Below are 25,893 nucleotides of genomic sequence, written 5' to 3' on the forward strand. Positions count from 1 at the left end.
GCGGTGCTTTCTACTCGGAGGTGCCTGCAGCAGCCAGAGCGAGGAGTTCCTTGACGCTCGATCGGGAGGCGCGATGGGTGGGCCCGCTTGCCGGTGGGAGCACCGGAGCGGAGGTCTGCGGTCGTGGTGCGACAGGTTCCGCCGATGCGGTTTCAGTGACCTCAGCGGTGGCGATGTGCACTGCCTGCGGGACGACCGTGGCGCTGAGTTCGGCGGCCGTGGGGTCGGCAGTGATGTAGCCACTCGGACGCACGAGGTGGGGTGGCCGGATGGTCACCCGGCGGCCGTTGATCTGAATCTTGGCACCGGCCGGCGCGAAGGTTGCGGCGCAGATTCCCTGTGCCACTGAGGCGGGGCTCCGGCCGGCAAACCGGAGTTTGCCGACGACAAAGACGGTGCCCAGTGACCAGAAGGCGAAGAAACCGACGTTCCAGGAAATGCTGTCCCGAAGCCACAGTGGATGCAGGAGCCACAGGAGCCCACCGACGATTGCGCCGCTGACGGCCTGCGGAACGGTATAGGGACCGAACGGCAGCTTCTTTCCGTCAGGTGTACGCCCGATCAGCTGCGGCACCTTGCGAGCGCGGGTGAAGTTCTTGATGACTTCCCCGGTGGTGCCATCGTCGCTCATCGCAGCACCGTCCCACTCGTGACTTCATGCCGGCGAAGCCGCGAACCCGCATCCACAGTGCTAGCTACATCGAACATTGGAGCCCTCCTTGTAGAGGTCGGTCGCGCAATGAGGTCATTGCCGACAAGGCGTCTCTCAGCCGGTGCGAACGAGCGGAGACCACACCGGAAGGTCTAAGCCGGCGCTCGGCTCGGCCACGAGGTGCACCGCGGCGGGAGCGCTCTCCAACTCCTCACCTGTCGAGTCCTTCAGGACGTCCATGTTGAAGACGACCCACAGTGCTGCACCACCGATGAGCGCTGATGTGATGAGCCGGGCAACTGTGAATGAGGCCATCAGATTCTTGAGAAGGAAGAACAAAACGAGGCAGCCGGCGGCCGACTGGAGAAGCAACTTGCCATCGCTGGTGAACTCCTGCGCCTTGTCGAAAAGCCCTACGGCAAGTACCGCGTTGTTGGAATCGGTGGCTGCGAGCGCAATGGACATGATGGGTTACCTTCCGGATGAATGAGGATCGGTTCCTGACGGGGAAAACAACGGCACGTCGCCGGCAGACGGCACTGAAAGTGCGGGCGTCTGCCCTGATTCAGACGATGCGGGAACCCGACCTGAATCAGATGAAGCCGGCTCCGGGGCACTCGCACTTGGTGTGGTCGAGCTCGGTGCGGTCGTTGACGAGGATGGTGTTCGGGGTGCCGCCGGCGGGTACAACGGCGTTGCGTCAATTGCGCTGATCTCCCACCGACCACCGCGGGAGGTCATCGTCAGCGCGTACTGCCCACTGACCGAATCGACCTCGGTGACTTTCTGCGCTGCCGTCACCAGGAGGCGCACCACATCACCGTCAGGCAGCGGTGCCGATGCACTGGCAGCACTCAGGTCTTCCGACGAATAGACATCGGTGATTGCCACGCTGCGATACGGCGCCGGAACAATCGGTGCGATCGAAACCCCCGGCGTGAGATAGCGGGCTACTTCCCCGTTGCCGGTCAACATCGCGGACAGGAACTCGTGAGCGGACGTGGCGATGGGATGGTTGGCGACCCGAAACTTGTAGCCGAGTTTGACGTCGATCGACGTTGAAGGGGCAGCTACTTCGGCGGGGAGTGCGGCGGCCCTGACGCCCGCTTCGGTGACCACAACCGGCACCTGAAAGTAGCGACGAACTGTGGCCGCATTCGCGTCCGAGGCGGCTCGAACTGACACCGAGACCGTCACCGCGTATGTCAGTGACTTCTGCTCGTAGTCGATCGACGCGACGGCCGGATCAGTCGCGGCAAACAACGGCGCGGTCGGAAGGCTGGGGCTTCCCGAGACGAAATGATCGAGTTCTTGCCCATTCCCACGCGATGCCTGGAGCCAGGCAACGACGAACTGCCGAGCAAGATCTTCGGCTTTCGCTTGACCGATTGTGTCGACGTCCGCGGTGCCTTCGGTGGCATTGTCGGTGAGGCTCGGGGTGGGCGAGGATCCGAAGACGACGAGGATCAGCGCAACTATTCCGGCGCCAAGTGCGGCGAGGATTCCTGCCTTGAGAAGTCGGGTGGTCCACACCTGCCGAAGGCCCCACTGTGCACGCTCCGCGCGCGCCAACTCCTCGGCTTCGTCAACAACGGAGTCGACGACATTTTCAGATGCGGGATCGGTCTTGCTCTTGGGGCTGCGGCCGAAGCTGTTGATTTTCGCGAGGTCGATTTTCATCGGATGCCGGCTTCTGTCGTCGGGTCGGACGTTCTGCAATCGGGGACGGAATCCGCGATGTCGAATGCGGACGCCCGCGACAGCGTGGCGCGCGCGGCTGGCGCTTCGACGAACACCAACAGCCACAGCGAAGTGCTCGCCTCTTCATCGAGAGGGTTCACCGCCAGGGCTGCCGCGACTCGGCGGATCTCTTCGGTGACGGCGTGCACGTAGCCGAGATCGTGCAGCTGGGCTTGCAGCGAGTTGTCGAGCTCGTGCATCCGGTCCTCCTGGCGACTGGGGTGTGGAAGAGCGCCGCACAGAAAAAGTGGGCTTCTACTTGGAGGAAGATCCGGGTCCGGGGCTTGAGTGACATCGCTCGCGAAACTTTCTTGAAGTTTTTTCTGCAGTCACCAAGGGGTTATTGCCTCAGCCGAAAGAGCGCACGTGAGGGGCACTCCCGGCCCACCGCCGCACAGCCGGAACCTTCACGGCAACAACGCCCTGGCAATAACGACAACGCCTCCGGCAACAACAAACACGCAGGTCAGAGGCAATATCCGGTTGCTGAACTGGGCGCGAGACCACCTCGCCCGCGCCCCAGAGGAGACCGATCGTGGAAACGTCCACCCACGCACCCACCGCCACCACAGCTTCATCGGCAACGCCGGTTCGCAGCACCGCGCAGAGCAATCTGTACAGCCGCTTGAACACCGAGTGGATGTACCTCTGCGCTCGCCGCGCAGCCGCCGCCGAAGTCTTGACGTGGTCGGTGAGCCAGGACGCGCTCCGTGAGGTCGCGGATCTCAACGATGTCGCCGCGGCGCACCGCCGAGATCGTGATGGTGTGCTTCTGGCGCTGCTGACACTGCATCAGGAAGGAAGCTCCCTTGCCGGGCGAGCGCTACTGCAGCTGATGCTCGGCAAGCTCATCTCCCTGACGCGCCACGCACGGGTCAGTGGACACGATCGGTATCACGCGTGCGATGAGAGAGCGGCCTCCACTGTGGCCACGTTCATGTCACTTATCGCCACCTACAGGCCCTCCGGTGAGAACGTCTACGCGGCGCTCTTCCTGCATACGCTGAAGAAGATCACGCGCGAGGAAACCTTCGCCCAGGAGATCCCCGCCTCCGATGTCATGGACGAGTCCGACAGTGCTGAGAACGAGCCGGAAGCGGACATCTCTGCTCCGGCGCTGCTCTCCTGGGCGGTCGAAAAGAAGGTCATCAACGACCTCGATCGCACCCTGATTCAGCGGGCATACCTTGAGCAGACCGATTGCGACCTGGCTGTGATTGCCGCGGAGATTGGAATGACTCCGGCGGCGCTTCGCCAGCGGCTCTACCGCGCGGTCATACGCATTCGTAAAAGTGTCGTCGCCTCCAACCAGCCGACTCCTCGACCCCGGTTTGCACGTGGTCGTCGTCGGGCTGCAACGACTACTGCGGCGATCTGATGACGCGTAGTCTCGCGCCTCTGTTCACCGTCATGGTCTTCATCGCGGCGGCGTTTCTTCTGACCGAAACGTCCTTGCTCCTCGAAGCGACGCGAGGATTCGATGCTGCACTCACCCACCCCACAATCGCTCGTCCCGGACTGCTCGCCGAGTCCTCGCATGTGATGAGCAGAGTCGCTCTCACTGTCGCTGACTTTCTCCCCCGCGACATCACCACTCATATCGACAGCGGTCGGGTCCTCGTGCCGGCGCTGTATCGCTGACGAAGAGAGAACACTCATGACGAACCTCCACGCACCAACATCTAAGGACGGTCGCGCCAACTACAGCGGCCGGGTTGCCCTGCTCGTCGCCTCCCTGCTCGTCGCCTCCCTGCTCGCTGCACTCCTCGCCTCGCTCATCGCGGTTGTGTCGCCAAGTCAGGCCGGGGCGGCACCGGCATCCTCGGGCTGCCCGGCAGTGGAAGTGGTGATGATGCCGGGAACGTTCGAAACGGACTCGACCGCTAATCCTGACGTCGCGAAGGGTCTGCTCAAGCAGGTCACCGATCCTCTTTCCCAGCTGTTCGGTAGCTCCATCAAGATCACCTATCCGGCGTACGAAGCGTCCGCCTTCAACAAGGGCAAGACCTATGGCGCCAGTAAGGCAACTGGCATCGGAGCCGGCGCGCGCGTGATGCAGACTCGTGCAACGCAATGCCCGAACACTGTGTTCGCACTCGGCGGCTACAGCCAGGGTGCGGACGTGGCCGGCGACTTGGCATGGTTGATCGGACACGACAAAGGTCCAATCCCGGCAGAGAAGTTGATCGCTGTCGGTCTTGTTGCCGACCCACGGCAGAGTTCGAATGGCGACAACACTCTCGTCGGTCCTCCCGTCGACGGTGCCGGGATCGCGGGGGCCAGGCCGGGCGGGTTCGGAAAGACAGCTGCAGTCACGCGTTCGTACTGCGCCCCCGACGACCTCTACTGCTCGACCAACGCCGGCAAGGATGGATTGCTCGCAGGACTTGGTCGAGTGCTTGCCCAGCCTCCGACTGCTTCCGGTCCGCAGCAGAGCGATAGACCTCAGCCCACCACCGCGGGTCTGCAGAACGCCTTGGTGTCCGACTACTCGAAGGTCAATCTTCCGGGATTGGCCGGCAACATCGAGACCCTGCAGCAGCAGCTGCAGTCCGGCGCTCCGGACCTTGAGAGCATGGAATCGGCGGCGACAGATGTAGCCAACACCCTTGTTCCGGTGGCCGATACGACCAGCTGGGTTACCCAGAATCCGGCCGTGGAACAGACGCTCATGACCGCGGACGCTTCGACTCCCGCATACGCCGCCGGCCAGATCGTCGACAAGGTCAAAGGCATCGACCTGAGGAGTGCATTTCAGGCCGCGGACACCATCGCGCGGACGGTTCAGAATGCCTCCACGCCAGATCAGGTGCAGCAGCTGCAGACATCGGTGGACACCTTGTCCACTCAGGTCTCGCCCATGGCCACCACTCCGGCTGATGGTCTGTCACTCGCGGCGGACGCACTCTCGATCATCAAGCCGAGCGTTCTCATCAACCAGGTCACGCACATCGGGACGAACGCATTCGACCTCGCCAACAACATCCCTGCAGTCCTCGATATCTTGTTCAACCGGATCCCGCACATTGTTCTCGATCCGGGTCTCGATCCAATGGCCAAGGTCAAGGCAGTCCACGCCGAGTTCGACCGCATCAACCTCCTATTCGAGCCACTCATCAAGCTCGCCGCCGGACTCGACTACAAGACAGCGGCGGCCCTGATCGCGATGATTCCCGACCCATCCGGCGCCGCACAAATCATCTCGATGATCGTCAGCCTCGTCGGGAACCTCGACATCATCGGTCTGGCCAACACCGCCGGCGAACTCCAAAAGCAGCTCTGGCACGCCATCGAGACCGGCGACATCATCGGAGCCGGCCTCGGCACACTCCCTCACATCCTCGACTTCGCGAAGATCGCGTTGGCCACACTTAACGGTGGCCAGAGGACCGACGCGTCCAAGCTCGGTTCAGTGTCTGCGTCCATGAGGACCGGACAGCAGATCACCCAGCGGTCACAGGCTGGGGACCTTGGAGGGCTCGCCTCGAGCCTCACCGCATTGGCAGGCTCTGACGGTGCAGACGCCCTCTCCCAGATCGGTTCAGAAGGGCTCAAGTTCGCCTCATTCATCGGTTCTGGAACTCACCAGAACTACGGGGAGTTCGTCGTCGATTCATCAGGCACAACGGCCATACAGGACATGACCAACCACTTCCGCGATCCGATCGCTAAGGCCGTGGCCTAAGTCGGTCGTTCATTATCGAAACGGCGGTCGTCCGATATACGTCGAGAGAACAATGGCCGACCACCCCGACACTGCGTCGCTGCGTCCCGCCTCGTCCGGTCAAACGCATGGGATCAGTCGTGAAGTACAGGGATATGCGCTAGTTCGAGTCGTCTCTCATTCGAATCGATTCCGAGACAGACAGACGATCACTCGATACCGTCCCGCCTCGGGGGTCCGCCGTTCTCGGCGTCTCGGGGTCCCTCGCCGCTAGCGCTCGCTGTCTTCCGGGAGAAGGAATTCACGCAGCAGCTTGAGCTGTTCCAGGATCTCGTCGTACGTCACAATCTTCACGTTCCGTGAGTTTGCTCGGTACATCTCGAACGACTCTTGCTCGTCATCCGAGGATGGAGTTCGCCCGATAACGACGAAGCACGACACCGCGTATGCCTCCAGATCCGCCCGCGAAGCCAGTTTCAGGCCCGCGAAGGAAGTCATCAGTTGATACGCCTGATCCATCACCTGCGTCACGGCGCCGCCGAAATCATTGGACGGACCGTACACACCCCCTCGATACTCCTTAGTGCTGAGCAGTGACGTCGACGGCTTCTTGATCTCCACCAGCGCAACATTATTGGTCAGTGGGTTCATGAGGAGGTAGTCGGCAACCTTGCCGCCACTACCGGCGAATCCGACACCACTGACAGAGGCACTCGACTGAAAACTGACCATTGGCGTGCCGAACACCTGCTGGAGTGCAAAGGCGTTGTTATCGAAGAAGTTCTGCCAGAACCCCTCCTTCTTGCCCCTAGCCAGGGCATCGTCGTAGGACTGAATGAGTCGATCAAGGTTCACGAGCTCGACGTCACGGTGGAGCTTCAGAAACCGCCTCCGGCCGTGTCCGCGCCAGTGCAGCGGACTCGGATGCGAAGGTGTCGATCAGCGCGTCCTGCTCTTGCTCGGTCAGTTCCTTGACGCCATCAGCGGCCTTCGTCAGCACCTGCGACACCGGGTGGCGGCCGAGGCTGTACACCGCCGGCTCCAGGCTGAGGGTAGCGGCCAGTTCGTTATGAACGAATGCATCTTTGACGCGCGCAGCACCGTCGTAACCGCGGCTGTTGATTCGCCGGATCTCTGAAGAATCGCCTCGAAGCGCCCCCGGCCGAGTAGCAGCTGCTTTCCGGCCACCGCGACGTTCGTTCTTCCCATGAAGTAGATTTCGTCGCACTCGGTGTGCTTCTCGATCAGTCGCACGAGGCGATTGCAGTCCTTGACCAGCCCCAGACCAAATTTGTAGTCCGTGACGAAACCGCTCGGCAGCCAATCGAGAAGAAGCTCCCTGAATCAAGAACGCCGACGTCCATATCCGGCACGCTCATCGTCAACGTGTGAATCTGCGGATACTTCGGCTCGAGATACTTCTCGTTGTCCGGAAACGTGTAGATAGGGAAGATACGCAGCTCCGAACTGTCACCCGAGAAGGTGAGTATCCGCGTCCCGTCAGCAGCACTTGGGTCGTCGTCGGGAGGATCGAGCGGGACGAAGAATCCGTCCACCTCATTGTCATGGCGCCGGTCGACTACGCCTCACGTACAGCGATGACATGTCTGGACCTCTGTGCCGCAGCGGCCTATCGGCTGCGAAAGTCTGGCCAATACGACGCCCACGGGGGCAGGGAATCAGATTTTGATCACCTGCGTGATGCTAAGAGCCATGGTGTTCTGCTGCACGCCGAACAGGAATGCTGGCGCGCGGAAGTCACTGGATCGGCGGCTCGGAGCCTTCTAAAGCGGACGCGTGACATCGTCACCCATCGACCGATTTCGGAGTACTCAATCGTCGGCAGCGATCAGCCGACCACCTCGATCGAGATCGATGGACAACGATACGACGGAGTCGCCCTAACTTCTCGTTTCGCTCGATTCGCCGAGACTCAATACGAGGCGTTCGTCCAAGCAGTTCTTGCGGACTTTCCCACTAATCGGACGAAGACGACGGGCTAGTCGGGCACAGACCCCTCTGGGCCCCGGTGGGCAGGACACTCATCGAGAACGAAGCAGTCCAAGCCCGCACCTACCCTGCACGCCATGGCTCCCCCTTCACAGTTCGAATACCGTGGTCGCGATCTGTTCGTCGTACACGTGACGACGTCAGTAGGCGGTGACGGTATTCCCCAGGTAGGGAACATCGCTGCCATCGACACGAGCACCGGAAGGTACTGGAACATCACCTCTCCGAGTCACAGCGAGCTCACAGAGGACGCAACTGCGGTACTCGGTCTCCGGACTCTCGCGAGGAGCATGGAGGGGCACATCGCCGGCGGATTCCACCCCGACGAGCACGCGCAATTGCTCACCCGACTGTTCGCCGAGGTCAACCTCTCCCCCACCTGGTATCAGAGCGCTGATATCCGGCAATTGACAGCTGGCGCCCTAGGGATACCACCGACTCACACACCCACTGCCAAACAGACGTGCAACCTCTGGGGCGTTTCGGTCAGGAACGCCCGCCACAGCGCCGCTCAGATGGCAAAGGCGGCCGCCGCTTGCTTCGACGCGCTCGAACATTTCGCAGCTGGGGGTCGGACTGCCAGTGTCGACCCGATGACGAACTGAAAGCCAGATGCTCCGACGCGATCTCCAGATCCCACCGCGAATCCTCGGAATCTTCCGGCGCCTTCGCGGCCGTCATATTGCAGGGTTGTGGGTTCTTGCGGCCCTTCTCGTCAGTGCGATCGATGGTGCCGCCGCAACCGGGACGACCGTCCACTCACTTCTCGCCGTCCCCGTCGCTGTTGCGCCGATGATTGTCCTTGCGCTCTGGGTAGTCGCGAACAAGAAGTAGGGCTCGTCGGCGCTACTTTGCCGCCTGTGTGCGTTCGTCGTCCCCGAAGAAGTACCCCGTCAGGGCCGCTGTGATCAGATGCGACCGCGACTTCGCGGCAAGATCGATAACAAGTTGATCGATGACATCGAAGTCCGCCTTGAACAGGCGGTATGTCACTTGCGTCTCGGCATCGTCACGTGACGTTTTGGCGCGAATACCTCGGGGTGCGAAGAGCCCTCCCCCGATTCGGCCACCGGGATACAACAACTCGGGCAGACTGTCGTGCGTCGCCTCGATCGCGACAATGAAGATCTGACCGTTGGTCATTCCTGTCTGCTCGCGAAGCTGCTCGAGTTTCGCGTGGCACTTTGCCGGCACTCGAACGCTGGACGACTTCCCTCCGCTGTCCGGATCCGTCACCACGGGCCCTCGTTCGGGTGGCGCTTCTCGAGACGGCTCGTCAACTCCCGAATCCTCCCCACCCTCAATGAACTGGGATGCGACGTGTTCGACCGATCGAGCAGCCGGTGACCGAAAGGTCGAAGCTAACGGACGGTGTCCCCCGGTGGCTCGAGGTTGACCATGTTCCTGCGTCACGACGATGTACTCCGATGCTGAACAGGGAGCGAGGCGCGCTCGCTCGAACCCAAATGATCTTGATGTGCTTTATACAGCCCGCCCTGGACTACTTCGACCAACAGTGCATACGACAAACAGTTGCATGAAGGGCGCGCTTTCAACGTTAAACGTGACGTTGTAAGAAGAACATAGACCAACAATGACATACGCCGAAGAGCGTAGCGCAACTTCACATGAGCGGTATCGACTGGCGCTGTGCAATCGACATCAACAGCGTCCCAAACTCGTACCATAATCGTCCCAGATTTGTTTTTCATTGGCTCTGCTAGCGGTTTAGGGTGAGCTGCAATCAAATCAACTTGTATTGATAGTCGAATCTGGGATGGAGCTGGGACGCTCGTTGGACGATCTAGGGAGAGATTTGTAGCACTAGTTGCATGCCTGCCTAGATGCTTTGACTTCATGCTCGGTATCTATGTGATGTGCGTTTGAGCTACGCCTTAAAAACGTTTGGGACGATTGCATAACTATGGATGACACACCCATCGCCCGATGTCATCATGTTGGTATGACGGTGCCAAACGGTGAGGGCCTCGAGCTTGGCCGTCCGTGGATCGAAGATCTGCGCTGGCACCGCGATCAATACAGACAGTCTCGCTTTCAATGGAGTGGCAGTGAGGCGCTCCTCGCGGCTACAGAATTCACCCACGGGCGCCAGGACTTCACCTCACTGATGGATCTGCGCGAGCTGAATCTATGCCGGCGTGCTGCCACTGAGTACGCCGCAGTCTGCCAACGCGCGTTCGGAGAGGCTGCAAGGCAGGCGCGTCGGTCCATCTGCCCAACTTCCTGGGTCGCTGTCGCCATCGAACTGGACTCGACAGTCGACGACTGTTCGGCCAGCTCTCACTTCGCGACCTGGTCGAGCCCTGCAGATAGAACAAACACCCAGGTGGATCGTGTTCAACGGATTGTCGACGGCCTCTACTTCTCGAACCCTTTGATCCGGGCCTGGGAGCTCAAGCAGCTCTGGGACCTGTACACGGCCGCCGAGAACATTCTCGAGGACACCTTGATCGACCTCGTTGTCGAGCTCGACGGACATCGTCGAGCTCAGGACATTGCCGATGCGATCGGCGTCTTCACTGTGGCGGGCCTCAGTCATCGGGTAGACCTCCAGAGAAGCCAGCGCGGCGTCGTCGGCGATCCCCGCAGAACACCGCATCAGTACAGGTAGAGCGCAAGTCTGCACCACTTCACGCATGTGTTCACGCAAAGGCTTCCCCATACGTTCACGCGCATAGACCCATCCCAACGGGGCATTTGCCCTGTGCCGCACTCGACGTTCGATCCGCAGAGTCTTCCGCTCGGGCACCAGCGTGCTCTCACGCACTGTGCCTAGCACCGAACTGCGGCACCCCATCACGCATCTGATTCAGTTCACCCCCTCGCGCTCAAACCAGCAGCAGCGCACGGAACTGCTCACGTCTTACAACCAGTGGTGTTGCCCGCATTGACGACAGGGTCAAGTTCACGCGCACGTACCGGCATCGCCTCCCAGTGTCTGATCACTTACTCCAACACGCGTGATTACTGGCATGCAGCCATGTGCAATCCATCGCGGTTAATCCCGCCTACTTCCACGTAGGTTGTCCTGCTTCGCATCCTGCATGACATCATGCGTGTCTTCACGTTGTGCTTCACGTATAAGGTCCCGTAGCTATTCATGCAGCTTCACACGCATTACCTACCGTATTACGTCCCGTCGTGTTTCACGCTTGTCGCCAAGCGCATTCACACGCATGCATACACGCGTTGCTAGCTGCAGTTAGATCCGCGTGTTTTCCCACCTGCCTATAGGCCTGTTCTCACGCTTGTTCTCACGCCGTATGCCATGCCTGTTCCCGCGCTTGTTTTCACACTGGCAGCCTTGCCTGTACGCACGCCGGTCATCACGCTTAAAACCACGCTTGACAACCCGCTTTACCTCATACGGTTGACCCCGTCGCATCTCACGCGTTTGCTCACGCAGATTTACCTACGGTTCACCCCGCGTGGCATACAGCAAGTTGTCCAGGAATCCTGCTAGCTTCACTGGGGAACCACTCGTCACAACCAAAGTCCAATGGGAGAACTGCCATGTCCATGCATGTCGTCGAGACCTCAACTGCGGAGCAGCAGGAACTGCCGGTGTCGTTCGGATTCTTCAACGGCAAGGGGGGAGTGGGAAAGACAAGCTGTGCCGCCAACTGCGGCGGACTCCTTGCCGCCGCCGGATACCGAGTTCTGATCGGTGACTTCGACCCCCAGGGGAACCTGTGCCGCGATCTGGGCTACGACAAGCGAGACGGATCTGAACTGTTCACTGCGCTCCTGCAAGGGTCCGCGCCTCCGATCGTCCACAATGTCGGGGGCCGCGAGAATCTCGACGTGGTACCGGGTGGTCCCGCGATGTTCGACCTGGCGGCCGTCATGGTTTCCCGGCAGCAGCGTCAGGGTGGTAAGCGGCTCGGACAGCTCGTTCGCGCCATGCTCCTACAGGTTGCGCACAACTATGACGTGATCATCTTCGATACCCCGCCCGGTGATTTGACCATCATGGAGGCACTGATGGAGGTCGTCCAGGCTGTGGTCATCCCGGTCAGGGCTGACGACGCAAGCCTCGACGGGTTGGAAACTATTGCCGGCCAGTTCTCGGCGACACGGGATGGTGATCCAGACCGTAATCTGCCGGCTGTCAACCCGCGGCTGCAGTTGGCAGGTATTTGCTTGTTCGGTGTGGGCTCGCGTTCAACCAAGCTCACGGCGAAGATCCGTCAATCCGTCAACGAGATGATCGGGGATGCCGCCCCGATCTTCGAATCCCGGATCCGGACGATGGAAGCTACTGCCTATGATGCCCGCCGGGAGGGCTTGTTGGTCCATGAGCTGGAACAGCAGACCGAAGTCGCCAAAGTCGCACGTTTCGCCGCTTTGAAGAAGGGCGCCAAACCGACGGATCAGATACTTTCGCGCAATGCGTCCGGATTGGCCGAGGACTACGCAGAACTGACACGCGAAATCCTCGTGCGCCTGTCGACCATCAGCGAGGAGGTGGCTTCGGCATGACCGAAACCAGCACTCCCCGTCGCAAGAGCCTTGCCAGTGCTTTCGCTCCGAAAGGTAACCGAGCGGAAGGTTTGGCCGGCCTCCTTCCGACTGCTGGCAGCCCCACCCAGCCGCGGCGCTCTACCCCGGTCACCGAGGTAGAACCAGCTGCGGAGAAGTCTCGGCCTGTCGAGAAAGCGCCTGCAGCGCAGGAGCCGCCAGAAGCTCAGGCCGAATCACCCGCGCCTACTACTACGGTGCCCGTGCCCGTTCGCTCCGAGCCGGTCAGTAAGCCAGAACCAACCCCACCACCCGCACCCACACCCACACCCACCGAGAAGCAGGCTCCCATTTACGAGCCGGCCCCGGACCCGACCCCGGTCACCGACGATGATGTCGAACCTCCGACGGAAATTGGGAAGGTGACCGTGACGGCTTACCTGGATCGCGCCACGCGTGATGCACTGCAGAGCCGCGCGGCCGAACGTAGATGTGATCACGCTGATGTCGTTATCGAGGCCTTCGATTCTGTGGGGATCGCGGGACTTCGTAGCCTGTTCCAGCCGGTGGCCGGGCGATCCGCAGCCGGGATCCCGGTGCATCAGGAGCCATTTGCGGTCAAGGGTCCCGTTGAGACGTGGTTCCGGTTCACGACGGCTCAGCGGGACTGGCTTGACGCTCAGGTGAAGGTGGTCGGGTCGAAGTCCAGGAGCCGGCTTCTTGCTGGTGTCTTGTCGCTACATCTTCGGACGGTGTCTCGCTAGTGACGATGGGGTAGGGCGACGGGGGAGTAGAACCTCGCCGCCTACCTCTCAGTCGATTCCCGACAGCTCATCGGTGGTGCACGCGAAGGCACTTCGGGTGTCTTTGAACCCACTCCCCACCCCACTCCCCACGCCACTCCCCACCGTCGTGGGGAGTGGTTTTTACCGTTTGATCAGGTATTTCTTCCCACTCCCCCCACTCCCCACCGATTGGCCCCGCAGGTCACACGTAGGGGTAGTTGTTCATCTGAAACCGCGGTCGGGCGAGTTTGGTGAAACAGTCCATGCTCCGCCGCATGATGCGGCGACGAAGATCTTGTTTCCCATCTGTCACACAGCGTTGGGTCGAAGGATCTTCCTCTAACCAGAAGCGGATTTTTGGTGAAGGTGAGGGGATGCACGATGAACGGCGACACACCGACAACACGTCCTTCGACGTTTCCGAAGCAGTTTCTGTTTAGGCTCATCGCATGGGACGGCCACATAAGGGAACGCGCAAGTGCATATCAGTTCGTGCACCCCTTCAACAGCACAGCTTCTACGAAGCACGCGCCGAAGAGCTCGGACTTGAGCTCGGCGACTACGCCCTGCTCGTCATGGCCCGTGCGTACAACCTGGATGTCCCGGACTACATCCTCAAGAAGTTGGACCCGGAAAAACTACGGGCCCACGACGAGCGCTATACGGTCTGCGATTCGTCCGATAGCGAATTTTCAATCTCGGCATGACCTGGCCATAGATAGCGAAAGACCCCCACTGCTTGGCGGCCTGCGGGGGTCCTTCGATCCGTTGATTACGAACTGAAGTCCTGGAGGGGACCTGGTTCATAAATACGAGTCCTGGAGGGGACCTGTGCCCATACTAACCCGGGCCGCACCGCGCTTGCCAGATCTCCTGGTGCGTGTGTCTGAGGCGGCTTCGTGACTGCTATCACTGCTGGGGCCAACGAGAACGGTCGGATGTCGTCATTCGACCGGGTTCGTGCTGCTGCCGAACGCAATGGCGGGGTGAACGAACGCGGCTCTACCCAGCTGATGGCGCGGTGCCCGATACATGGCGATCGTAACGCGTCGATGTCCGTGACCTGGGTCGATGGGCATCGGGGAGGAATGGTGCTGCTTCACTGCCATGGCTGTGAAGCTCCCGTCTCGGAGATCGCCGACGGCCTGGGGTTGTCGATGACCGATCTCTTCGACGAACCGCTGTTCGGTCGTGACGCGCTCACACGCGTAGGCCGATCTCCGCACCGACGTGGTGCTGGGCGGCGTAGGCCAAAAGGCGGTCGGCTACCCGCCCGAATCGCGTTTCCAGACGTAACACCGGACGCGCACCACCGGTGGGATCGGGTCAAGGTCTACCCGTACGTATCAGCCGACGGTGCCTTGGTGCAGGAAGTGATCCGAGAGGAATGCACGAGCTGTGAAGCTGGCCGGCACAAGCAGTTCCGACAGGTTTTCGTGGATGCCACTGGGACCCGGCTCAAGCGTAAGCCGGAGGGTTTTGAACCGGTCTTGTATCGACTACCGGAACTGCTGTCGGCAATCTCGAGCCATTCGCCTGTGTGGTTACTCGAGGGGGAGAAGGATGTCGAGACAGCCGAGTCGCTTGGACTGGTTGCCACGACCAATGCTCAAGGCGGACTGAACTTCCCTCTCTCGTGTGCTGACCTTTTCGAAGGCGCTGAGGTTCGCGTCGTGCTTGATCGTGACTCCGTCGGATGGAAGCGGGGTATCGAACTCGCATCTCTGTTGGGTGGCAGTGGTGCCCAGGTCCAGCTCTTGCTGTCCGCACCGGCGGCACCTAAATCTGATTTCACTGACCACGTCGATGCCGGCCATTGGTTGGCCGACTCGACGTGGGGTGGTCTCCTCCCTGTTCGGCCTGGGGAGGTCGCTGCCCACGGCTTTGCTGCCGACGTAATCGAGAAGCAAGCACTAATCGAACTTGCGCTGGCAGAGGCGACCGCCAGAGCTGATCGTGCAGATGGGCGGGACGGAGACGAAGAGTTCCGACGCGCACAACGTTGGGCGCTCGAATCGGAGCGACGTTTCGAAGATTTGACTGAACTTCTGGACAAAGTTCGACAGCAGGCCGCGGCTGAAGGCACCGATTGGGCGGGAGAAGCGGTCGAGAATGCCATGACCGCATGGCGTGCTGCGCGTGTTGCAGCGCGAGCGGCACACGATGTCGCGCGAGTTCCTATTCCGCCGATTCTGCAAGATCCCGAGCTTGAGCCCGTACCGGGTGCGGTTCAGGAATCGCTCAGCCCAGTTGATTTACAGTCGGTCCGGTCCGGCTCGGAAAGCCTGGCCACGCCACTGAACACGATCCGGGGGCGCAACTTTATTGCTCCGGTGTATCGGATCATTGACGGGAACTTGGTCGAAATCGTCACGACCAAGAGCGGTGATCAACAGGCGAAACTCGTACTGGACCTCGATGCCCGGATCGTTGAGATGGAGTATCTCGAGGTTGCCGAAGCGGGTATTGACGTCGACGAGCCGGAGTTGATGGGCCGAGCGCCGATGGCCGGTCAGAGTGAAGTCAACCCCGCCGCACCTCAAGAACTCACCGCAGTGGTTATCGGCTACACCCATCCGGAGAGCCGAGAGTTTCTGCGGATTCGGATCCCGGCGAAGGAGTACCGGGATTGCGGCTGGGTCGATACCTTGCCAGGTCCGCCTGCCTACGACTCTCGCCCCAGCGGAGTGGCGAAGCTGCGAGATGCACTCAAGGGCGCAGGTGGGCGCGAAATCCAACGGGTGGTGCGATACCGCTCCACAGGGTGGCGCCGCGATGATCAGGGAAAGTGGTTCTTCGTTCATGCTGGGGGAGCCATCGACGAGAACGGCGGACGGGTAGCCCCCGTTCTGCTGACCGGCCCCCTGAAGATGTATGACCTTCCCGCACCGACGCCCGACCCAGTAAGGATCCGAGAAGCATTCCTTCTTCATTCCGGCTCGATGCTCGAACGCACCCCGACGCGGGTTTCGGCCGCTCTACTTGGGCAGGTATTCAGGTCCGCATTGGGTCCGAACCCGTGGGTTCTTACGTTGGTCGGATCGCCTAACAGCTACAAGACATCACTCGCATCATTGGCGATGCACCACTGGGGAGAGAAATGGGATCGCCGGCGACCGGCGACATCGATGTCGGGCAACGGCGACACATTGAATGCATTGCGAATCAAGCTTAACGCCGCAAAAGATGCTCTGTACTGGGCGGACGATGTCGCACCAACCCGAGACTTCGGGACTGCGCAGAAGGCACTCGAAGAGTTCGCTCGCATGGTGCACAACGGTGAGCAACGCTCGAGAAGCACACGTGATGGTCTCGGTGTTCTGGACGGAACCCCACCCCGCGCGTCTGCCTTGGTCACCTCCGAGATCATGCCGCGGCCAGGATCTGCAGCTCAGCGGATGCTCGTGGTGCCGTTGCAGGCGCGGGAAATCGAACTGAACGTTTTGAAGGAACTCGATACTGCGCATTCCCGTCATGGCCGTGCCTTGTTGATGGCCACGTACCTGCAGTGGTTATGTCCTCGGTTGGACAGTGTCCGCGCTGAGGCGTTTGCCGAAGGTGAGCGGTATAGCGAGCGTTTGCGCACGAGTGGCGAAAGTGTTCGTCAGGCAGACGCTTTGGGGTCTCTGTGGGCGGGCTGGCATGCGATGTCTCGTTTCCTTGTTGATGTGGGGGCGTTGACAGAGAACGAAGTCGCGCAGGTCGGAGACCTGGTCACGATGGGCTTGTCTGATGCCGCTGCTGCGGCGACTGACCCAGATCTGCCCATGCGGACCGGTGCGCGAGTACGGGAGTTGTTGGTACACGCACTGAGAAATGGCCACGCCTACGTGGAGGACGTCGACACCGGGCAAGCTCCCGCGGATTGGTCGATGGCTGCATGTCTTGGATGGCGGCGCAGTGTGGTGGGTGAAACATCCGACGGCACCCCTCGATGGCGTGCGGAAGGTCGTGGCGTTCGATTGGGATATGTCGTGGCCAACCCGCGGCCGTGCGATGGTCAACCACAAGTCTTGTTGGACCCGATGGCCCTCGAACAGGTGTTGAAGGCCACTGGTCAGACGATGACCGATACCTTGCAGATCGATCGTGGTACCGCCTTGAGGGCTCTCTATGACGAGGGCGTGCTGATCGCGGAGGAACGGAAAGGCCGGATGCCGCGGTACACGGTGCAGCGGATGGTCAAGTGCGAAAACCGCAGGCAGCGCATGGTTGCACTGCGGCTACACAAGTTACTCGGTAGCGATGATCCGGAAGACCAAGTAACCAGCGATGCAGGATCAAGTGACCCGACGCCCGGCGCCGAATCCAGCGACTCGTCCACGCCTGATGTAACCGGTAGTCCGGCTCTGTTCGACGGTTGGCTCGCCGATCTGAACAGTCCAGGCCCCGGCGTAGCTTCGGGTGATTCGTCCAACGAAGTCATGAGCCTGACCAGCTCTCATTCCGAACAGGAGCCTGAGATGGCTATCGAGACCGATGCCGAGGGGCATTCCGCTGATGGAGTGCAGATTTCGCCGGTTTCCACCTGCGCCCTGTGCGGCGGCGAGGACGCCGGATGGCAGATCGACGGCTTGGTGATGCACCTCCCCTGCTGGTGGCAAAGCACCGCCGCCACCCGATCTGCAGCTGCAGCAACCGGCGACACAGTCGGCCAGGTTTCGCCAATGATGGTGGACGAGCCGGTGGCGGCTCCCGTCGAAACGACGTCTCCTGACACTGCTGCCGCAACGCCGTCCATCGTCGCGACGGCGGAGACCACGCAGCAGCCGACCACGACAACCCCGGCGCCGAATCCTGCAGCAGGAGAAGCACCGACCACCTTCACCGCACCCGCGGCAGTACTCGACGTCGATGGCGCATGGCTACCCGATGGCACCCGTCACGACCTTGCCGCGCCGATCACCCATGTCGGCGATGTCGCGGAACTCGTAGCGACGTTGAACCTCGGCACGTGGACGTCCGACAAATGGTCAGTGCCTGGGCAGATCTGGATCACCGACGCGATGGCGCAGCACGTGGGAATCGACACCAGCAGTTTGGGCAAGCGCAACCGAAACGACCGGATCAAGGAACTGACCGCACAATCTCCGTTCGTCACAGAGGCTCTCTCCGAGGGCTGGCAGCTCGGCGGCAAGGAGGGGGACCGGCTCGGCACTTGGACCCGCGTGTGGAAGGGCGAGACGCGTGGTGTCTGGGTGGCACTGGTCTCCGGCATGAGCCAAGACCCCAAGGAGATGCCCATCCTTGGTGACTCGCCGGCACCCGCCACTCTGGCGCGGCGCCTGTCACTGCTTGCAGGTGCTCTGCGGTTCCCCTGGGCTGTGAGCCCGGCATCGACGGGCATCGACCTGATGATCGCCGCCCGGCCGAAGGAGTGGAAGCGCGTATTCGCATCCTCCGATGCCGAGTTCGCCAAGAAGTTCCAGATCTTCGAAGCGGATATCGACTGGTCACGGACCTTGTCTGACGACGAAGCGAAGTGCCGTTACGTCCATGCCTTCGACCGCGGCGGTTCGTACGCGGCAGGAATCGCCGGCCTCGAACTTCCGATCGGCGAACCTGTGCATCATTCGAATGGACTACCGTTCGATCGCAAGCTCCCCGGGTACTGGCTCGTGGAGATCCCCGAGTGCGCGGACTGGCGGCTCCCAAATCCACTTAACCCGATGGGCTTGTCAATTTCTGAGCCAAAGTGGGTGACTACACCCACCCTCGAACGCGCCAGCAGTCTCGGGTACGAACCAGAGATTCTGGAGGCCTACGTGTGGCCTGACCACGGACGGGTCCTCGTCCCGTGGTACGAACGGATCCGGGATGCGCGCACCGCCTTGGACGTCAAGGACGATCTCGACGCGCAGTTGGCTCGCGAACAGAACAAAGTCATCTATACGCACACGATCGGCATTCTCAATTCCGATCTGCACTTGGCAGGACGTCCAGGATATTCACCAGAGCGTCACCACCACATCGTCGCCAAGTCGCGGGCCAACATCATGTACCGGATAGCTCAGATCGGCGAAGACACCGGACAATGGCCCGTCGCAGTCACCAAGGACACCGTGCTCTACGTGTCGGATGAATCCGATCCCCAGCTGGCGTGGCCTGGAGGACCGAAGCAATTCGGGCGTGGTTTCGGCCAGTACAAGCCGGAAGGATCCGCACTTCTCGCTGAACATCAGCAGTACCTGGACGGCAAGGGCTACCGGGGCAAGTCGGAACTGATCGCACCGGCTGAGTGGATGTCTGCCGACATCAGCGCGGGAAGTGACTCGTGATGGCACGGAAGCCCCTCAGCCGCACTGCCTATTCGCGGATCGCCGACAGTCTGGCGGACTACGGCTCGGTGGTGGACAACCAGATCAATGTCGTAAGAGCTGCCAAGGAACTTCGTGTTACCCAGACAGCGGTGCGTGAAGTGCTGCGCGCTGAGCGCGGAAAGATGCAATCGGAATTCTTCGGCAAGCTGACCGGACGTCGAGGCGCCGACACTTCCGGTCGACCTGGATCCGCCAACCTGAAGGCTCAGCTGCTTGCCGCTTACGGGCCCGGCAAACGGAGCGAGATCAACACTGCCGCCGCAGCACGCGATCTTGGGGTCTCTCGACGCACCGTGGAACGCTGGTTGGCCCCGGAAGGTCGGCAGCGAATCGCCAAACCACGAGCTGAGACCCTCAAGGCCCTAGCCCACAAGGCCAAACGAGCGGCATCTACGCAGAGCGCACGTCGCGCGGCGATGTCGATTATGCGAAGCAGCAAGCAAGGTAAGGCGCTGGCCAAATACGGCGGCAAGATCAGGATCGATGCTGTTCAGGGTCCGGGACCGCGGGAGTATGCCCGCGATCGGTTGATCACCTTGGCGCTGACGCCCGACCAGGTCGAGGCGATGTGGAGTGCGTATGAACGCGGTGGCGACAAGGGAATGACCGACTGGATGAACACGCGAGCGCAGGACTACCTCGGTGGGTGGGAGTTCTTTCAAATTAACAGCTTCGACGTGGAACGGTAAGTTGTGGTCGGCCATCGAGGGCCTCGCTGGACGCGCAAACGTCTCGAGGCGATGCTCCGGACCTGTTACGGCGAAACTGCGCGTGGAAGTGTTGACGTTCAGGCGGTCGCGGACGCTATGCATGTCTCGTCGCGCACCGTTAGGCGATGGTTGGCCGGCTCCAACCGACAGTTGGCGGCCGTCCCACATCGTCGACTCGAGCAGCTGCGTCTGCCGGCCGCCGAGTCTGAGTTGCGGGGCCGGCAGCAGGCCGACTACGCCCGCGAGGCGATCGCCCAGATCGCTCTCCCGAAGGACAAAGGAATTTTGCCTGTTTGGCGTGAGCGAGGTTGGCTCGAGCCACACGTCGTGGCGATTCTTGACATCACTGGCAAGCCCTGGAAGCAGATTGTGATCAGCAATGGTTCGGCCCGTTCGATGAGTGAGTTCCGACGCCGCGGCTCCATTGTCGATGTCACGACGGTGCCGACGCGTTTCCATGGTGTCGTGCTTGCTCAGGAAGTGCTCGATGAGATCGAGCCGTGGAGGTTGCACCCGCTACCGGAGTTGCTTCCTCATGGTCGTACGCATGTGTGGTCAAACGACGCGCCGGCGGTAGATCTGTCGGTGTTAGCTGTGTCGAAGGAGTTGAGATGACAAACGAGAAGGGTATGAACATGGACAACGAAGCTAGCTCTGTCCAGAAACGAGCCAAGGCGCTGCTTTCGGAGTTCGCGCTCGATGACAACGCCGAGGGGGCGCACCGTCGTGAGGTCGATCTTTCGTGGTCATCGTCGGGCCGCTCACTGCCGTGATCGATTCGGTGGGGCCGCGCCCATGGTTGCGCGTGAACGATCCGCAGCCGTTGCCCGAGGCATCGAAGCCAGCACTCTTGGCGCGTCAGCTGCGTGAGCTGGACGCGAACAGCCTCGGCCGGCTGCTACGCGATCACCTTGTGCCGCTCAGTTCGGACCGCAGTTACCGCACGCGGTGGAACGGATTCTGGTCATCTGTCGGGTTCGACCCGGTGCTGCGTGACCGCGCGACGGGGATCATCAATGGATTTCTCGATCTTGCTGAGGGAGCGCTCGAAGCCAGCGATCAGGATGACAATCAGACTAAGCGCACCGAGAAGTTCTTCGACCGGTGTGAGGGTGCGCTCGATCGGATCCTGAAGCGCGAGGACGAACCGCTCGCCTGGGCGGGTGCGGCAGCCATGACGTTCAATCCGCCGGCTCGGGTAGTGATTGACCAGCTCGTGTCTGCCATCGAGAAGCACCGAAGCGATCTGGACAACGAAGCGCTGTGGGCGACACTCGACAGCGTCCGGAAGCAGTCCCTGGGCGGATCTGGACCGCGGAAACGCCGATCTCAACGCTGAGATAGTCAGTCGGTTACAACGTCAGTCAGTCGGTTACAACGTCAGTCAGTCGCTAGACACAAACGTCCCCGGCACCGGGTGTGCCGGGGACGTTTTCACTGTTCAGAGACTGTTTTTGACGGTGCGTGGGGGTAGATTCGGTGTTGTCCTGTTGAAGGGCGGACTGACCATCTGCCCCCTTGTTTTGGGAGTTGTTCTGGCATGGTGACGATTTCACATAGTGCGGCCGAAGGGACCTTGATAGAGGGGACGTCGCGCGGCGATGGTACGAACGAGGCGTTGAAAGCACTGGGGTGGCGGTGGTTTCGTTCGCTCGGGACTTGGGGAATCCGCGGGAGCCGGGATCGGGCGCCGAAGTTGCACTTGATCGAGAGCACCGCGGCGGCGTTGCGCGCTGCTGGGTTCGAGGTACAGATTGAGATCGATGCCACCGCGCGGCCAACTGCCGAGGTCGAGGCCGATCGGATTGAGCGTCAGGCCGGCCGCGTCGCTGCACTCGAAAACAAGGCACAGCGACGAGCCGATCAGGCCGACCAAGCGTGGGAGGCTGACCGGCGCGCACACGATGCGCTTCCGGAGGGTGGCGAGCCGATTCACGTGGGGCACCATTCGCAGAGGCGACACCGGAGAGCTATCGAGACCGCGCATCGCACGCTCGGGCAGGCCGTGGCTGCCGAGGAGGATGCGAAGGCGGCTCGGCGGCGGGCTGAGTCGGCGGCGGTGACGACGTCGGCTCGGTACAACCCGGAGACGGTCAAGAATCGTATCGACTCGCTGCAGGCGAGCCAGCGTGCAGATCAGCGGCTTTTGGACGGGCACGAACGGACATTGTTCGTCGTGCGGGGAGTCAAGCAGGTCGAGAAGACTGCGCCGGTCGAGGGGTGCTTACCGGGAATCGGTTATTGCTCGGATGGAGGAACGCGCAGATCAGATCTCGTATTGGGAGGGGATTCGCGCGGAGCAGATCTCATCGGGGCAAGCAACGAACTACGGGCCCGAAGACATCGAGAAGGGTGATCAGGTTCAGCGTCGTGGCCAGTGGTACAGGGTCGTTCGTGTGAACAGGAAGACCGTGAGCATCCCCTCGATCGTGGGTGGGGGCTGGACGGACAAGGTTGCGTATCACGAGCTCAGCGGCCATATCCGTGCCGAGGCTCAGAAAGAGCCGGCGGAGACCTTTGTCGACGTGGAGGACGCCCGGTCATGAATCAGTTCCGATCCGAGATCCACAGTGGCGAGTTTCGGTGCTCACGGCACTACCCGGTTTCGCGGCGGGTGGAAGATGCCGCAGCACAAGCGTTTATCGAGTGCTTGCCTGGTTCGGAGTGGCCTCCGGTGAACACTCAGTTCGCCGATGTCTTCCGGCTGGCGGCCTGGCGCCTTCTGGTGCCGATCGAGACGGTCGCTGCGCTGGACTGCTCGACGCTGACCGGGCGGGACTGGTCAGCGCTGGCGCCGGACGCGCAATCGGAGTGGATCGATCGGGCGCGCGCGAGCATTGCTCGGCTCACGCGCATGCCGCACTGGAAATGGCTTAGTTGCACAGCCTGATTGAGCGTCACTTGGTGGTGTCCAGCGTGTAGCCGCGGCCGACCGCTGGGCGCCGCCGAGTCAGTTTCCGCCGACGTCCCCGGCACCGGGTGTGCCGGGGACGTTTTCGCTGTTCCAGGGTGTTTTTGTCGGAGGATTCAGCTAGTTTTCGAGGTGCAGTAAGTCCAAATTTCAGCGGGTGAGTCTGACCAGCTCACCCACCGGCCCAAAGGGGTTTGTGTGATGGAACCGATTCGTATCAGTTCGGCAGTGGATGCGGCCGCGTTGGCGGTGAGTCTGGCGGGGCACTTGCCTACGGCGGAGGTTGTGGTGGCTCCGCTCGATGAGAAGGCGTTCGGGACGGTGCTGCTTGCCCAGCTTCCCGAGGTTGTGTCGGAGGCCGATCGTGAGGAGTGGGTCGAGGTCGCACGCGAGCGTGTCGGTGACATCGAGGTGCTGCTGGTGGTGGTGTTCGGCTCACCGGCTCACGCCGAGTTGGTGGTGCAGGCGCTGCGCGAGGCTGCGCCTGATCGGGCGTTTCACGTCTTCGCGTACTTCCAGGGCCAGGCTCGGCGGTTTCATCCGCTGCCGGGGGAGTGGGAATCCGGCGACCTGGCGTCGCATCCGGTCGTGACGCTGGCCTTGACGGAGGGCAAGGTACGGCTGCAGACGCGTGGGGAGATCAGTGCAGGGTTTGCACCGGCTCAGCTCGGCGAGGAGCGAGCACAGGCGGTCACCGAGTCCGCCACAGCGGAAGTGACCCGACTGGGCCGTGCGGACGCGTTCAGGGCGGCGGAGGAGCTCTCCCGTGATGTCATCACCCGGTATCTCGAGGAGTACGAGACTCGTGGGGTGTGCGTCAGCGATGAGCACGCGGCGCGGTTGGTGGCGGCGGCCTGGCATACGCCGGTGCGGGATGCGCTGCTGTCGGGCATCACTGTCGAGCATGGCCGGGCGCTGGGCGAGATGTGGCGGCAGGTTGCGGCCGTGACGATGCGGTATCCGGCGGCGGCCCCGCTGATCTTGGCCGGGGCCAGCTTCTGGGTCGGTCGGGACGCGGTAGCGGCCAGGGAGGCGATCTCTGCCGGACTCGAGGCGTTCCCGGATCACCCCTTCGGTCAGGTGATGGAGCAGATGCTCGACGCCGGATTGAACCCGTCGATGTGGGACCAGTTGTGCGCGGCCGTACGTGTGGCCAAGGGTATCGCCGACCAGTAGTCCAGTTCTGTTGTGAGCTGTTGCCGGCGCCCGACCGGCCACCGGCAACAGCTGTATGCGCCTATGTCCCCGGCACCGGGTGTGCCGGGGACATAGGCGCAGTTCAATGCGGGTTTTTGTCGGATGTTTCGGCTAGGTTCTGAGGTGTTCGTAAGTCCAATCCACGGGTGAGTCTGACCAACTCACCCACCCGACTCAAAGGGGTTTGCTGTGAGTGTTTTTCGTATGTCTTCGCCGTCCGATGTTGTTGCCGGTGCGGTCGCGTTGGGCGGTCATCTTCCGGTCGACGAGGTGGCGGTGATGAGCCTTGACCGCCACCCGGCGGCGGTGATGCTGGTCCAGTTGGGTGACGATGCGGAGCGGGAGTCGGGGCGCATCTTGGACGCCCTCGAGAGCGCCGCACCCTTGGAGGAGAGCCAGTCGATGCTGGCGGTGGTGTTCGGCCCGGCCGAGCGGGGTGATGTGGTGGGCGCGATCCTCGAGCAGCTTCGCCCCGATGCGGTGACCCCGGTGTTCGTGTTCACCGATGGGCTGGTGCGTCAGTGGCACGGGGCCGGGTCCTTGATCGGGCAGCCGGGCATGCCGGTCGATCTGGCGGCGCACCCGATCATCGCCGAGGCACTCGTGGTCGGCTCCACCACGCTCATGACCCGCGCCGAGATGCGAGCGAGTTTCGCACCGGCCCAGCATGGTCGAGACCGCGCCGCTATGGTGGCCGCTGGTTTCGGGCGCGAGCGCGTGATTCTGGCCGCTAGGGACCCGCAGAACGCCGCCGACCGTGCCTACGATTTCGCGTTGGCACCGTACGTCGGGGGAACCGCGGGAGCGGGGGAGCGGGGCATCAGTGTCACGGACGAGCACGCCGCGATCATCGCGGCCGCGATGCACGATGTGCCGGTGCGCGATCTGCTGTTCGCCCGGATCGACGCACACAATGCCGATGCCGCCGCCGAGGTAATGCGCCAGGTCGGGGCGGTATTGCCCCATGATCTCGCCGGTGCGGTGATCATTCTTGCCGGAGTGTTTCATTGGGTGAGCCGTCACGCCGCGCTGGCACGTGAGGCGGTGAACGTGGGCCGTGCGCTCGATCCCGCGCACTCCTTCGGGAAGCTGTTCGAGCAGTTTCTCAACCACGGGATGAACCCGGCACTGTGGGAGCAGCTGCGTGCTGCGGCGGTGCGCGCCCATCAGGACCAGTAGGTAACGAAACAGCGGTGCGGTGATCGAACGGGGACGGTTCCGCAACCGCTGGATTCGGTCAATCCTGTTGGTAATGAGCACTTCCGAAGTGATCATTTTGCTTGTTCCGAATTCCGTTATACAGCAACCTAACCCGTTACCCAGCGCGCAGCGCGTGGGTGAATTCCGTTATTGGGCGGCTTGCTGCCCAGTCGGTTCAGGCCCCGGGCGCAGCCCGGGGTACCGTCGGGGAGGGTACCCCGG

General features: G+C 61.7%; 27 protein-coding genes. 18 read left to right on the plus strand and 9 right to left on the minus strand.

Features of this window, described 5'->3' with window-relative positions; genetic code table 11:
• Positions 1-10: 10 nt before the first annotated feature.
• The 4 genes from R4P95_RS28225 to R4P95_RS28240 form a co-directional block, all read right to left on the minus strand.
• The gene (locus tag R4P95_RS28225) at positions 11-631 is read right to left on the minus strand and encodes a hypothetical protein (RefSeq protein WP_317747434.1); all 621 of its coding nucleotides are present in this window, start codon (positions 629-631) and stop codon (positions 11-13) included.
• A 135-nt stretch (positions 632-766) separates the two neighbouring features.
• Positions 767-1,117, minus strand: a complete 351-nt coding sequence (locus R4P95_RS28230) for a hypothetical protein (RefSeq protein WP_317747436.1) — start codon at positions 1,115-1,117, stop codon at positions 767-769.
• A gap of 6 nt (positions 1,118-1,123) precedes the next feature.
• A complete protein-coding gene (locus R4P95_RS28235) occupies positions 1,124-2,332 on the minus strand; it encodes a conjugal transfer protein (protein WP_317747437.1) in 1,209 nt (402 codons plus the stop codon).
• Positions 2,329-2,592, minus strand: a complete 264-nt coding sequence (locus R4P95_RS28240) for a hypothetical protein (protein WP_317747438.1) — start codon at positions 2,590-2,592, stop codon at positions 2,329-2,331. Before R4P95_RS28240 ends, R4P95_RS28235 begins: the two co-directional genes overlap by 4 nt.
• Positions 2,593-3,083: 491 nt before the next feature.
• On the opposite strand from R4P95_RS28240, the gene R4P95_RS28245 reads away from it, so the two are divergent.
• From R4P95_RS28245 to R4P95_RS28255, 3 genes are read left to right on the plus strand one after another with little or no spacing between them, the layout of a single operon-like run.
• Positions 3,084-3,770: a sigma-70 family RNA polymerase sigma factor gene (locus R4P95_RS28245; RefSeq protein ID WP_317747439.1), complete on the plus strand. Its 687-nt coding sequence runs from the start codon at positions 3,084-3,086 to the stop codon at positions 3,768-3,770.
• Entirely contained in the window at positions 3,770-4,033 is a 264-nt protein-coding gene (locus R4P95_RS28250; protein ID WP_016880439.1) for a hypothetical protein, read from the plus strand. The genes R4P95_RS28245 and R4P95_RS28250 overlap by 1 nt, the downstream gene beginning before the upstream one ends.
• A gap of 16 nt (positions 4,034-4,049) precedes the next feature.
• Positions 4,050-6,077 (plus strand): cutinase family protein, encoded by a 2,028-nt coding sequence (locus tag R4P95_RS28255; protein ID WP_317747440.1) that lies wholly within the window; start codon positions 4,050-4,052, stop codon positions 6,075-6,077.
• Between the two features lie 249 nt (positions 6,078-6,326).
• On the opposite strand, the gene R4P95_RS28260 is transcribed toward R4P95_RS28255, so the two are convergent.
• The 3 genes from R4P95_RS28260 to R4P95_RS28270 all read right to left on the minus strand — a co-directional run bounded on the left by R4P95_RS28260 (position 6,327) and on the right by R4P95_RS28270 (position 7,612).
• Complete coding sequence (locus R4P95_RS28260) at positions 6,327-6,911, minus strand: Shedu immune nuclease family protein (protein ID WP_317747441.1); 585 nt, start codon at positions 6,909-6,911, stop codon at positions 6,327-6,329.
• A gap of 10 nt (positions 6,912-6,921) precedes the next feature.
• Positions 6,922-7,089: a hypothetical protein gene (locus R4P95_RS28265; protein WP_317747442.1), complete on the minus strand. Its 168-nt coding sequence runs from the start codon at positions 7,087-7,089 to the stop codon at positions 6,922-6,924.
• A 211-nt stretch (positions 7,090-7,300) separates the two neighbouring features.
• Positions 7,301-7,612: a hypothetical protein gene (locus R4P95_RS28270; protein WP_317747443.1), complete on the minus strand. Its 312-nt coding sequence runs from the start codon at positions 7,610-7,612 to the stop codon at positions 7,301-7,303.
• 531 nt (positions 7,613-8,143) lie between these two features.
• Between R4P95_RS28270 and R4P95_RS28275 the strand changes: the two genes are divergently transcribed.
• Both R4P95_RS28275 and R4P95_RS28280 read left to right on the plus strand, forming a co-directional pair.
• The gene (locus R4P95_RS28275; RefSeq protein WP_317747445.1) at positions 8,144-8,671 is read left to right on the plus strand and encodes a hypothetical protein; all 528 of its coding nucleotides are present in this window, start codon (positions 8,144-8,146) and stop codon (positions 8,669-8,671) included.
• 7 nt (positions 8,672-8,678) lie between these two features.
• Entirely contained in the window at positions 8,679-8,900 is a 222-nt protein-coding gene (locus R4P95_RS28280) for a hypothetical protein (RefSeq protein WP_317747446.1), read from the plus strand.
• Between the two features lie 12 nt (positions 8,901-8,912).
• On the opposite strand, the gene R4P95_RS28285 is transcribed toward R4P95_RS28280, so the two are convergent.
• Positions 8,913-9,209 (minus strand): hypothetical protein, encoded by a 297-nt coding sequence (locus tag R4P95_RS28285; protein WP_317747447.1) that lies wholly within the window; start codon positions 9,207-9,209, stop codon positions 8,913-8,915.
• Between the two features lie 781 nt (positions 9,210-9,990).
• On the opposite strand from R4P95_RS28285, the gene R4P95_RS28290 reads away from it, so the two are divergent.
• The 8 genes from R4P95_RS28290 to R4P95_RS28325 all read left to right on the plus strand — a co-directional run bounded on the left by R4P95_RS28290 (position 9,991) and on the right by R4P95_RS28325 (position 21,702).
• A complete protein-coding gene (locus R4P95_RS28290; protein WP_317747448.1) occupies positions 9,991-10,698 on the plus strand; it encodes a hypothetical protein in 708 nt (235 codons plus the stop codon).
• A gap of 902 nt (positions 10,699-11,600) precedes the next feature.
• Positions 11,601-12,569: a ParA family protein gene (locus tag R4P95_RS28295; protein ID WP_208964440.1), complete on the plus strand. Its 969-nt coding sequence runs from the start codon at positions 11,601-11,603 to the stop codon at positions 12,567-12,569.
• A gap of 1,213 nt (positions 12,570-13,782) precedes the next feature.
• Positions 13,783-14,040, plus strand: coding sequence for a hypothetical protein (locus R4P95_RS28300; RefSeq protein ID WP_317747449.1), 258 nt, complete (start codon positions 13,783-13,785; stop codon positions 14,038-14,040).
• Positions 14,041-14,232: 192 nt separating this feature from the next.
• A complete protein-coding gene (locus R4P95_RS28305) occupies positions 14,233-19,611 on the plus strand; it encodes a telomere-binding protein (protein ID WP_317747450.1) in 5,379 nt (1,792 codons plus the stop codon).
• Complete coding sequence (locus R4P95_RS28310; RefSeq protein ID WP_317747452.1) at positions 19,611-20,342, plus strand: terminal protein; 732 nt, start codon at positions 19,611-19,613, stop codon at positions 20,340-20,342. Before R4P95_RS28305 ends, R4P95_RS28310 begins: the two co-directional genes overlap by 1 nt.
• A 150-nt stretch (positions 20,343-20,492) precedes the next feature.
• Positions 20,493-20,978, plus strand: a complete 486-nt coding sequence (locus R4P95_RS28315; protein WP_397504832.1) for a hypothetical protein — start codon at positions 20,493-20,495, stop codon at positions 20,976-20,978.
• Complete coding sequence (locus R4P95_RS28320; RefSeq protein WP_317747455.1) at positions 20,975-21,136, plus strand: hypothetical protein; 162 nt, start codon at positions 20,975-20,977, stop codon at positions 21,134-21,136. Before R4P95_RS28315 ends, R4P95_RS28320 begins: the two co-directional genes overlap by 4 nt.
• Before the next feature lie 32 nt (positions 21,137-21,168).
• Positions 21,169-21,702, plus strand: coding sequence for a hypothetical protein (locus R4P95_RS28325; RefSeq protein ID WP_317747456.1), 534 nt, complete (start codon positions 21,169-21,171; stop codon positions 21,700-21,702).
• A gap of 213 nt (positions 21,703-21,915) precedes the next feature.
• Here the strand turns inward: R4P95_RS28325 and R4P95_RS28330 are convergent, their stop codons facing one another.
• The gene (locus R4P95_RS28330; RefSeq protein ID WP_317747461.1) at positions 21,916-22,239 is read right to left on the minus strand and encodes a hypothetical protein; all 324 of its coding nucleotides are present in this window, start codon (positions 22,237-22,239) and stop codon (positions 21,916-21,918) included.
• Here R4P95_RS28330 and R4P95_RS28335 point away from each other — a divergent pair.
• The 5 genes from R4P95_RS28335 to R4P95_RS28355 all read left to right on the plus strand — a co-directional run bounded on the left by R4P95_RS28335 (position 22,168) and on the right by R4P95_RS28355 (position 25,650).
• Positions 22,168-22,719: a DUF3560 domain-containing protein gene (locus tag R4P95_RS28335; RefSeq protein ID WP_317747460.1), complete on the plus strand. Its 552-nt coding sequence runs from the start codon at positions 22,168-22,170 to the stop codon at positions 22,717-22,719. The genes R4P95_RS28330 and R4P95_RS28335 overlap by 72 nt on opposite strands.
• Positions 22,613-22,909 carry a hypothetical protein gene (locus R4P95_RS28340; protein ID WP_317747462.1) on the plus strand — a complete coding sequence of 99 codons (297 nt, stop codon included), beginning with the start codon at positions 22,613-22,615 and terminating at the stop codon, positions 22,907-22,909. Before R4P95_RS28335 ends, R4P95_RS28340 begins: the two co-directional genes overlap by 107 nt.
• Positions 22,906-23,253 (plus strand): hypothetical protein, encoded by a 348-nt coding sequence (locus R4P95_RS28345; protein ID WP_317747457.1) that lies wholly within the window; start codon positions 22,906-22,908, stop codon positions 23,251-23,253. The genes R4P95_RS28340 and R4P95_RS28345 overlap by 4 nt, the downstream gene beginning before the upstream one ends.
• A gap of 222 nt (positions 23,254-23,475) precedes the next feature.
• Positions 23,476-24,450 carry a DUF4192 family protein gene (locus tag R4P95_RS28350; protein ID WP_317747458.1) on the plus strand — a complete coding sequence of 325 codons (975 nt, stop codon included), beginning with the start codon at positions 23,476-23,478 and terminating at the stop codon, positions 24,448-24,450.
• A gap of 225 nt (positions 24,451-24,675) precedes the next feature.
• On the plus strand, positions 24,676-25,650 hold the full coding sequence (locus R4P95_RS28355) for a DUF4192 family protein (RefSeq protein WP_317747459.1): 975 nt from the start codon (positions 24,676-24,678) through the stop codon (positions 25,648-25,650).
• The last annotated feature ends 243 nt before the right edge of the window (positions 25,651-25,893 follow it).

Source organism: Rhodococcus sp. IEGM 27, assembly GCF_033142305.1.
GTDB classification, from domain to species: domain Bacteria; phylum Actinomycetota; class Actinomycetes; order Mycobacteriales; family Mycobacteriaceae; genus Rhodococcus_F; species Rhodococcus_F oxybenzonivorans.

Bases quoted from the DNA above. Each gene is read 5' to 3' on its own strand.
- R4P95_RS28250 (WP_016880439.1), top strand. From the start codon at position 3,770: ATGACGCGTAGTCTCGCGCCTCTGTTCACCGTCATGGTCTTCATCGCG.
- R4P95_RS28280 (WP_317747446.1), top strand. From the start codon at position 8,679: ATGCTCCGACGCGATCTCCAGATCCCACCGCGAATCCTCGGAATCTTC.
- R4P95_RS28350 (WP_317747458.1), top strand. From the start codon at position 23,476: ATGGAACCGATTCGTATCAGTTCGGCAGTGGATGCGGCCGCGTTGGCG.
- R4P95_RS28320 (WP_317747455.1), top strand. From the start codon at position 20,975: ATGACAAACGAGAAGGGTATGAACATGGACAACGAAGCTAGCTCTGTC.
- R4P95_RS28230 (WP_317747436.1), bottom strand. From the start codon at position 1,117: ATGTCCATTGCGCTCGCAGCCACCGATTCCAACAACGCGGTACTTGCC.
- R4P95_RS28255 (WP_317747440.1), top strand. From the start codon at position 4,050: ATGACGAACCTCCACGCACCAACATCTAAGGACGGTCGCGCCAACTAC.
- R4P95_RS28345 (WP_317747457.1), top strand. From the start codon at position 22,906: ATGAATCAGTTCCGATCCGAGATCCACAGTGGCGAGTTTCGGTGCTCA.
- R4P95_RS28275 (WP_317747445.1), top strand. From the start codon at position 8,144: ATGGCTCCCCCTTCACAGTTCGAATACCGTGGTCGCGATCTGTTCGTC.
- R4P95_RS28300 (WP_317747449.1), top strand. From the start codon at position 13,783: ATGGGACGGCCACATAAGGGAACGCGCAAGTGCATATCAGTTCGTGCA.
- R4P95_RS28235 (WP_317747437.1), bottom strand. From the start codon at position 2,332: ATGAAAATCGACCTCGCGAAAATCAACAGCTTCGGCCGCAGCCCCAAG.
- R4P95_RS28355 (WP_317747459.1), top strand. From the start codon at position 24,676: ATGTCTTCGCCGTCCGATGTTGTTGCCGGTGCGGTCGCGTTGGGCGGT.
- R4P95_RS28295 (WP_208964440.1), top strand. From the start codon at position 11,601: ATGTCCATGCATGTCGTCGAGACCTCAACTGCGGAGCAGCAGGAACTG.
- R4P95_RS28285 (WP_317747447.1), bottom strand. From the start codon at position 9,209: ATGACCAACGGTCAGATCTTCATTGTCGCGATCGAGGCGACGCACGAC.
- R4P95_RS28225 (WP_317747434.1), bottom strand. From the start codon at position 631: ATGAGCGACGATGGCACCACCGGGGAAGTCATCAAGAACTTCACCCGC.
- R4P95_RS28240 (WP_317747438.1), bottom strand. From the start codon at position 2,592: ATGCACGAGCTCGACAACTCGCTGCAAGCCCAGCTGCACGATCTCGGC.
- R4P95_RS28310 (WP_317747452.1), top strand. From the start codon at position 19,611: ATGGCACGGAAGCCCCTCAGCCGCACTGCCTATTCGCGGATCGCCGAC.
- R4P95_RS28340 (WP_317747462.1), top strand. From the start codon at position 22,613: ATGGAGGAACGCGCAGATCAGATCTCGTATTGGGAGGGGATTCGCGCG.
- R4P95_RS28290 (WP_317747448.1), top strand. From the start codon at position 9,991: ATGGATGACACACCCATCGCCCGATGTCATCATGTTGGTATGACGGTG.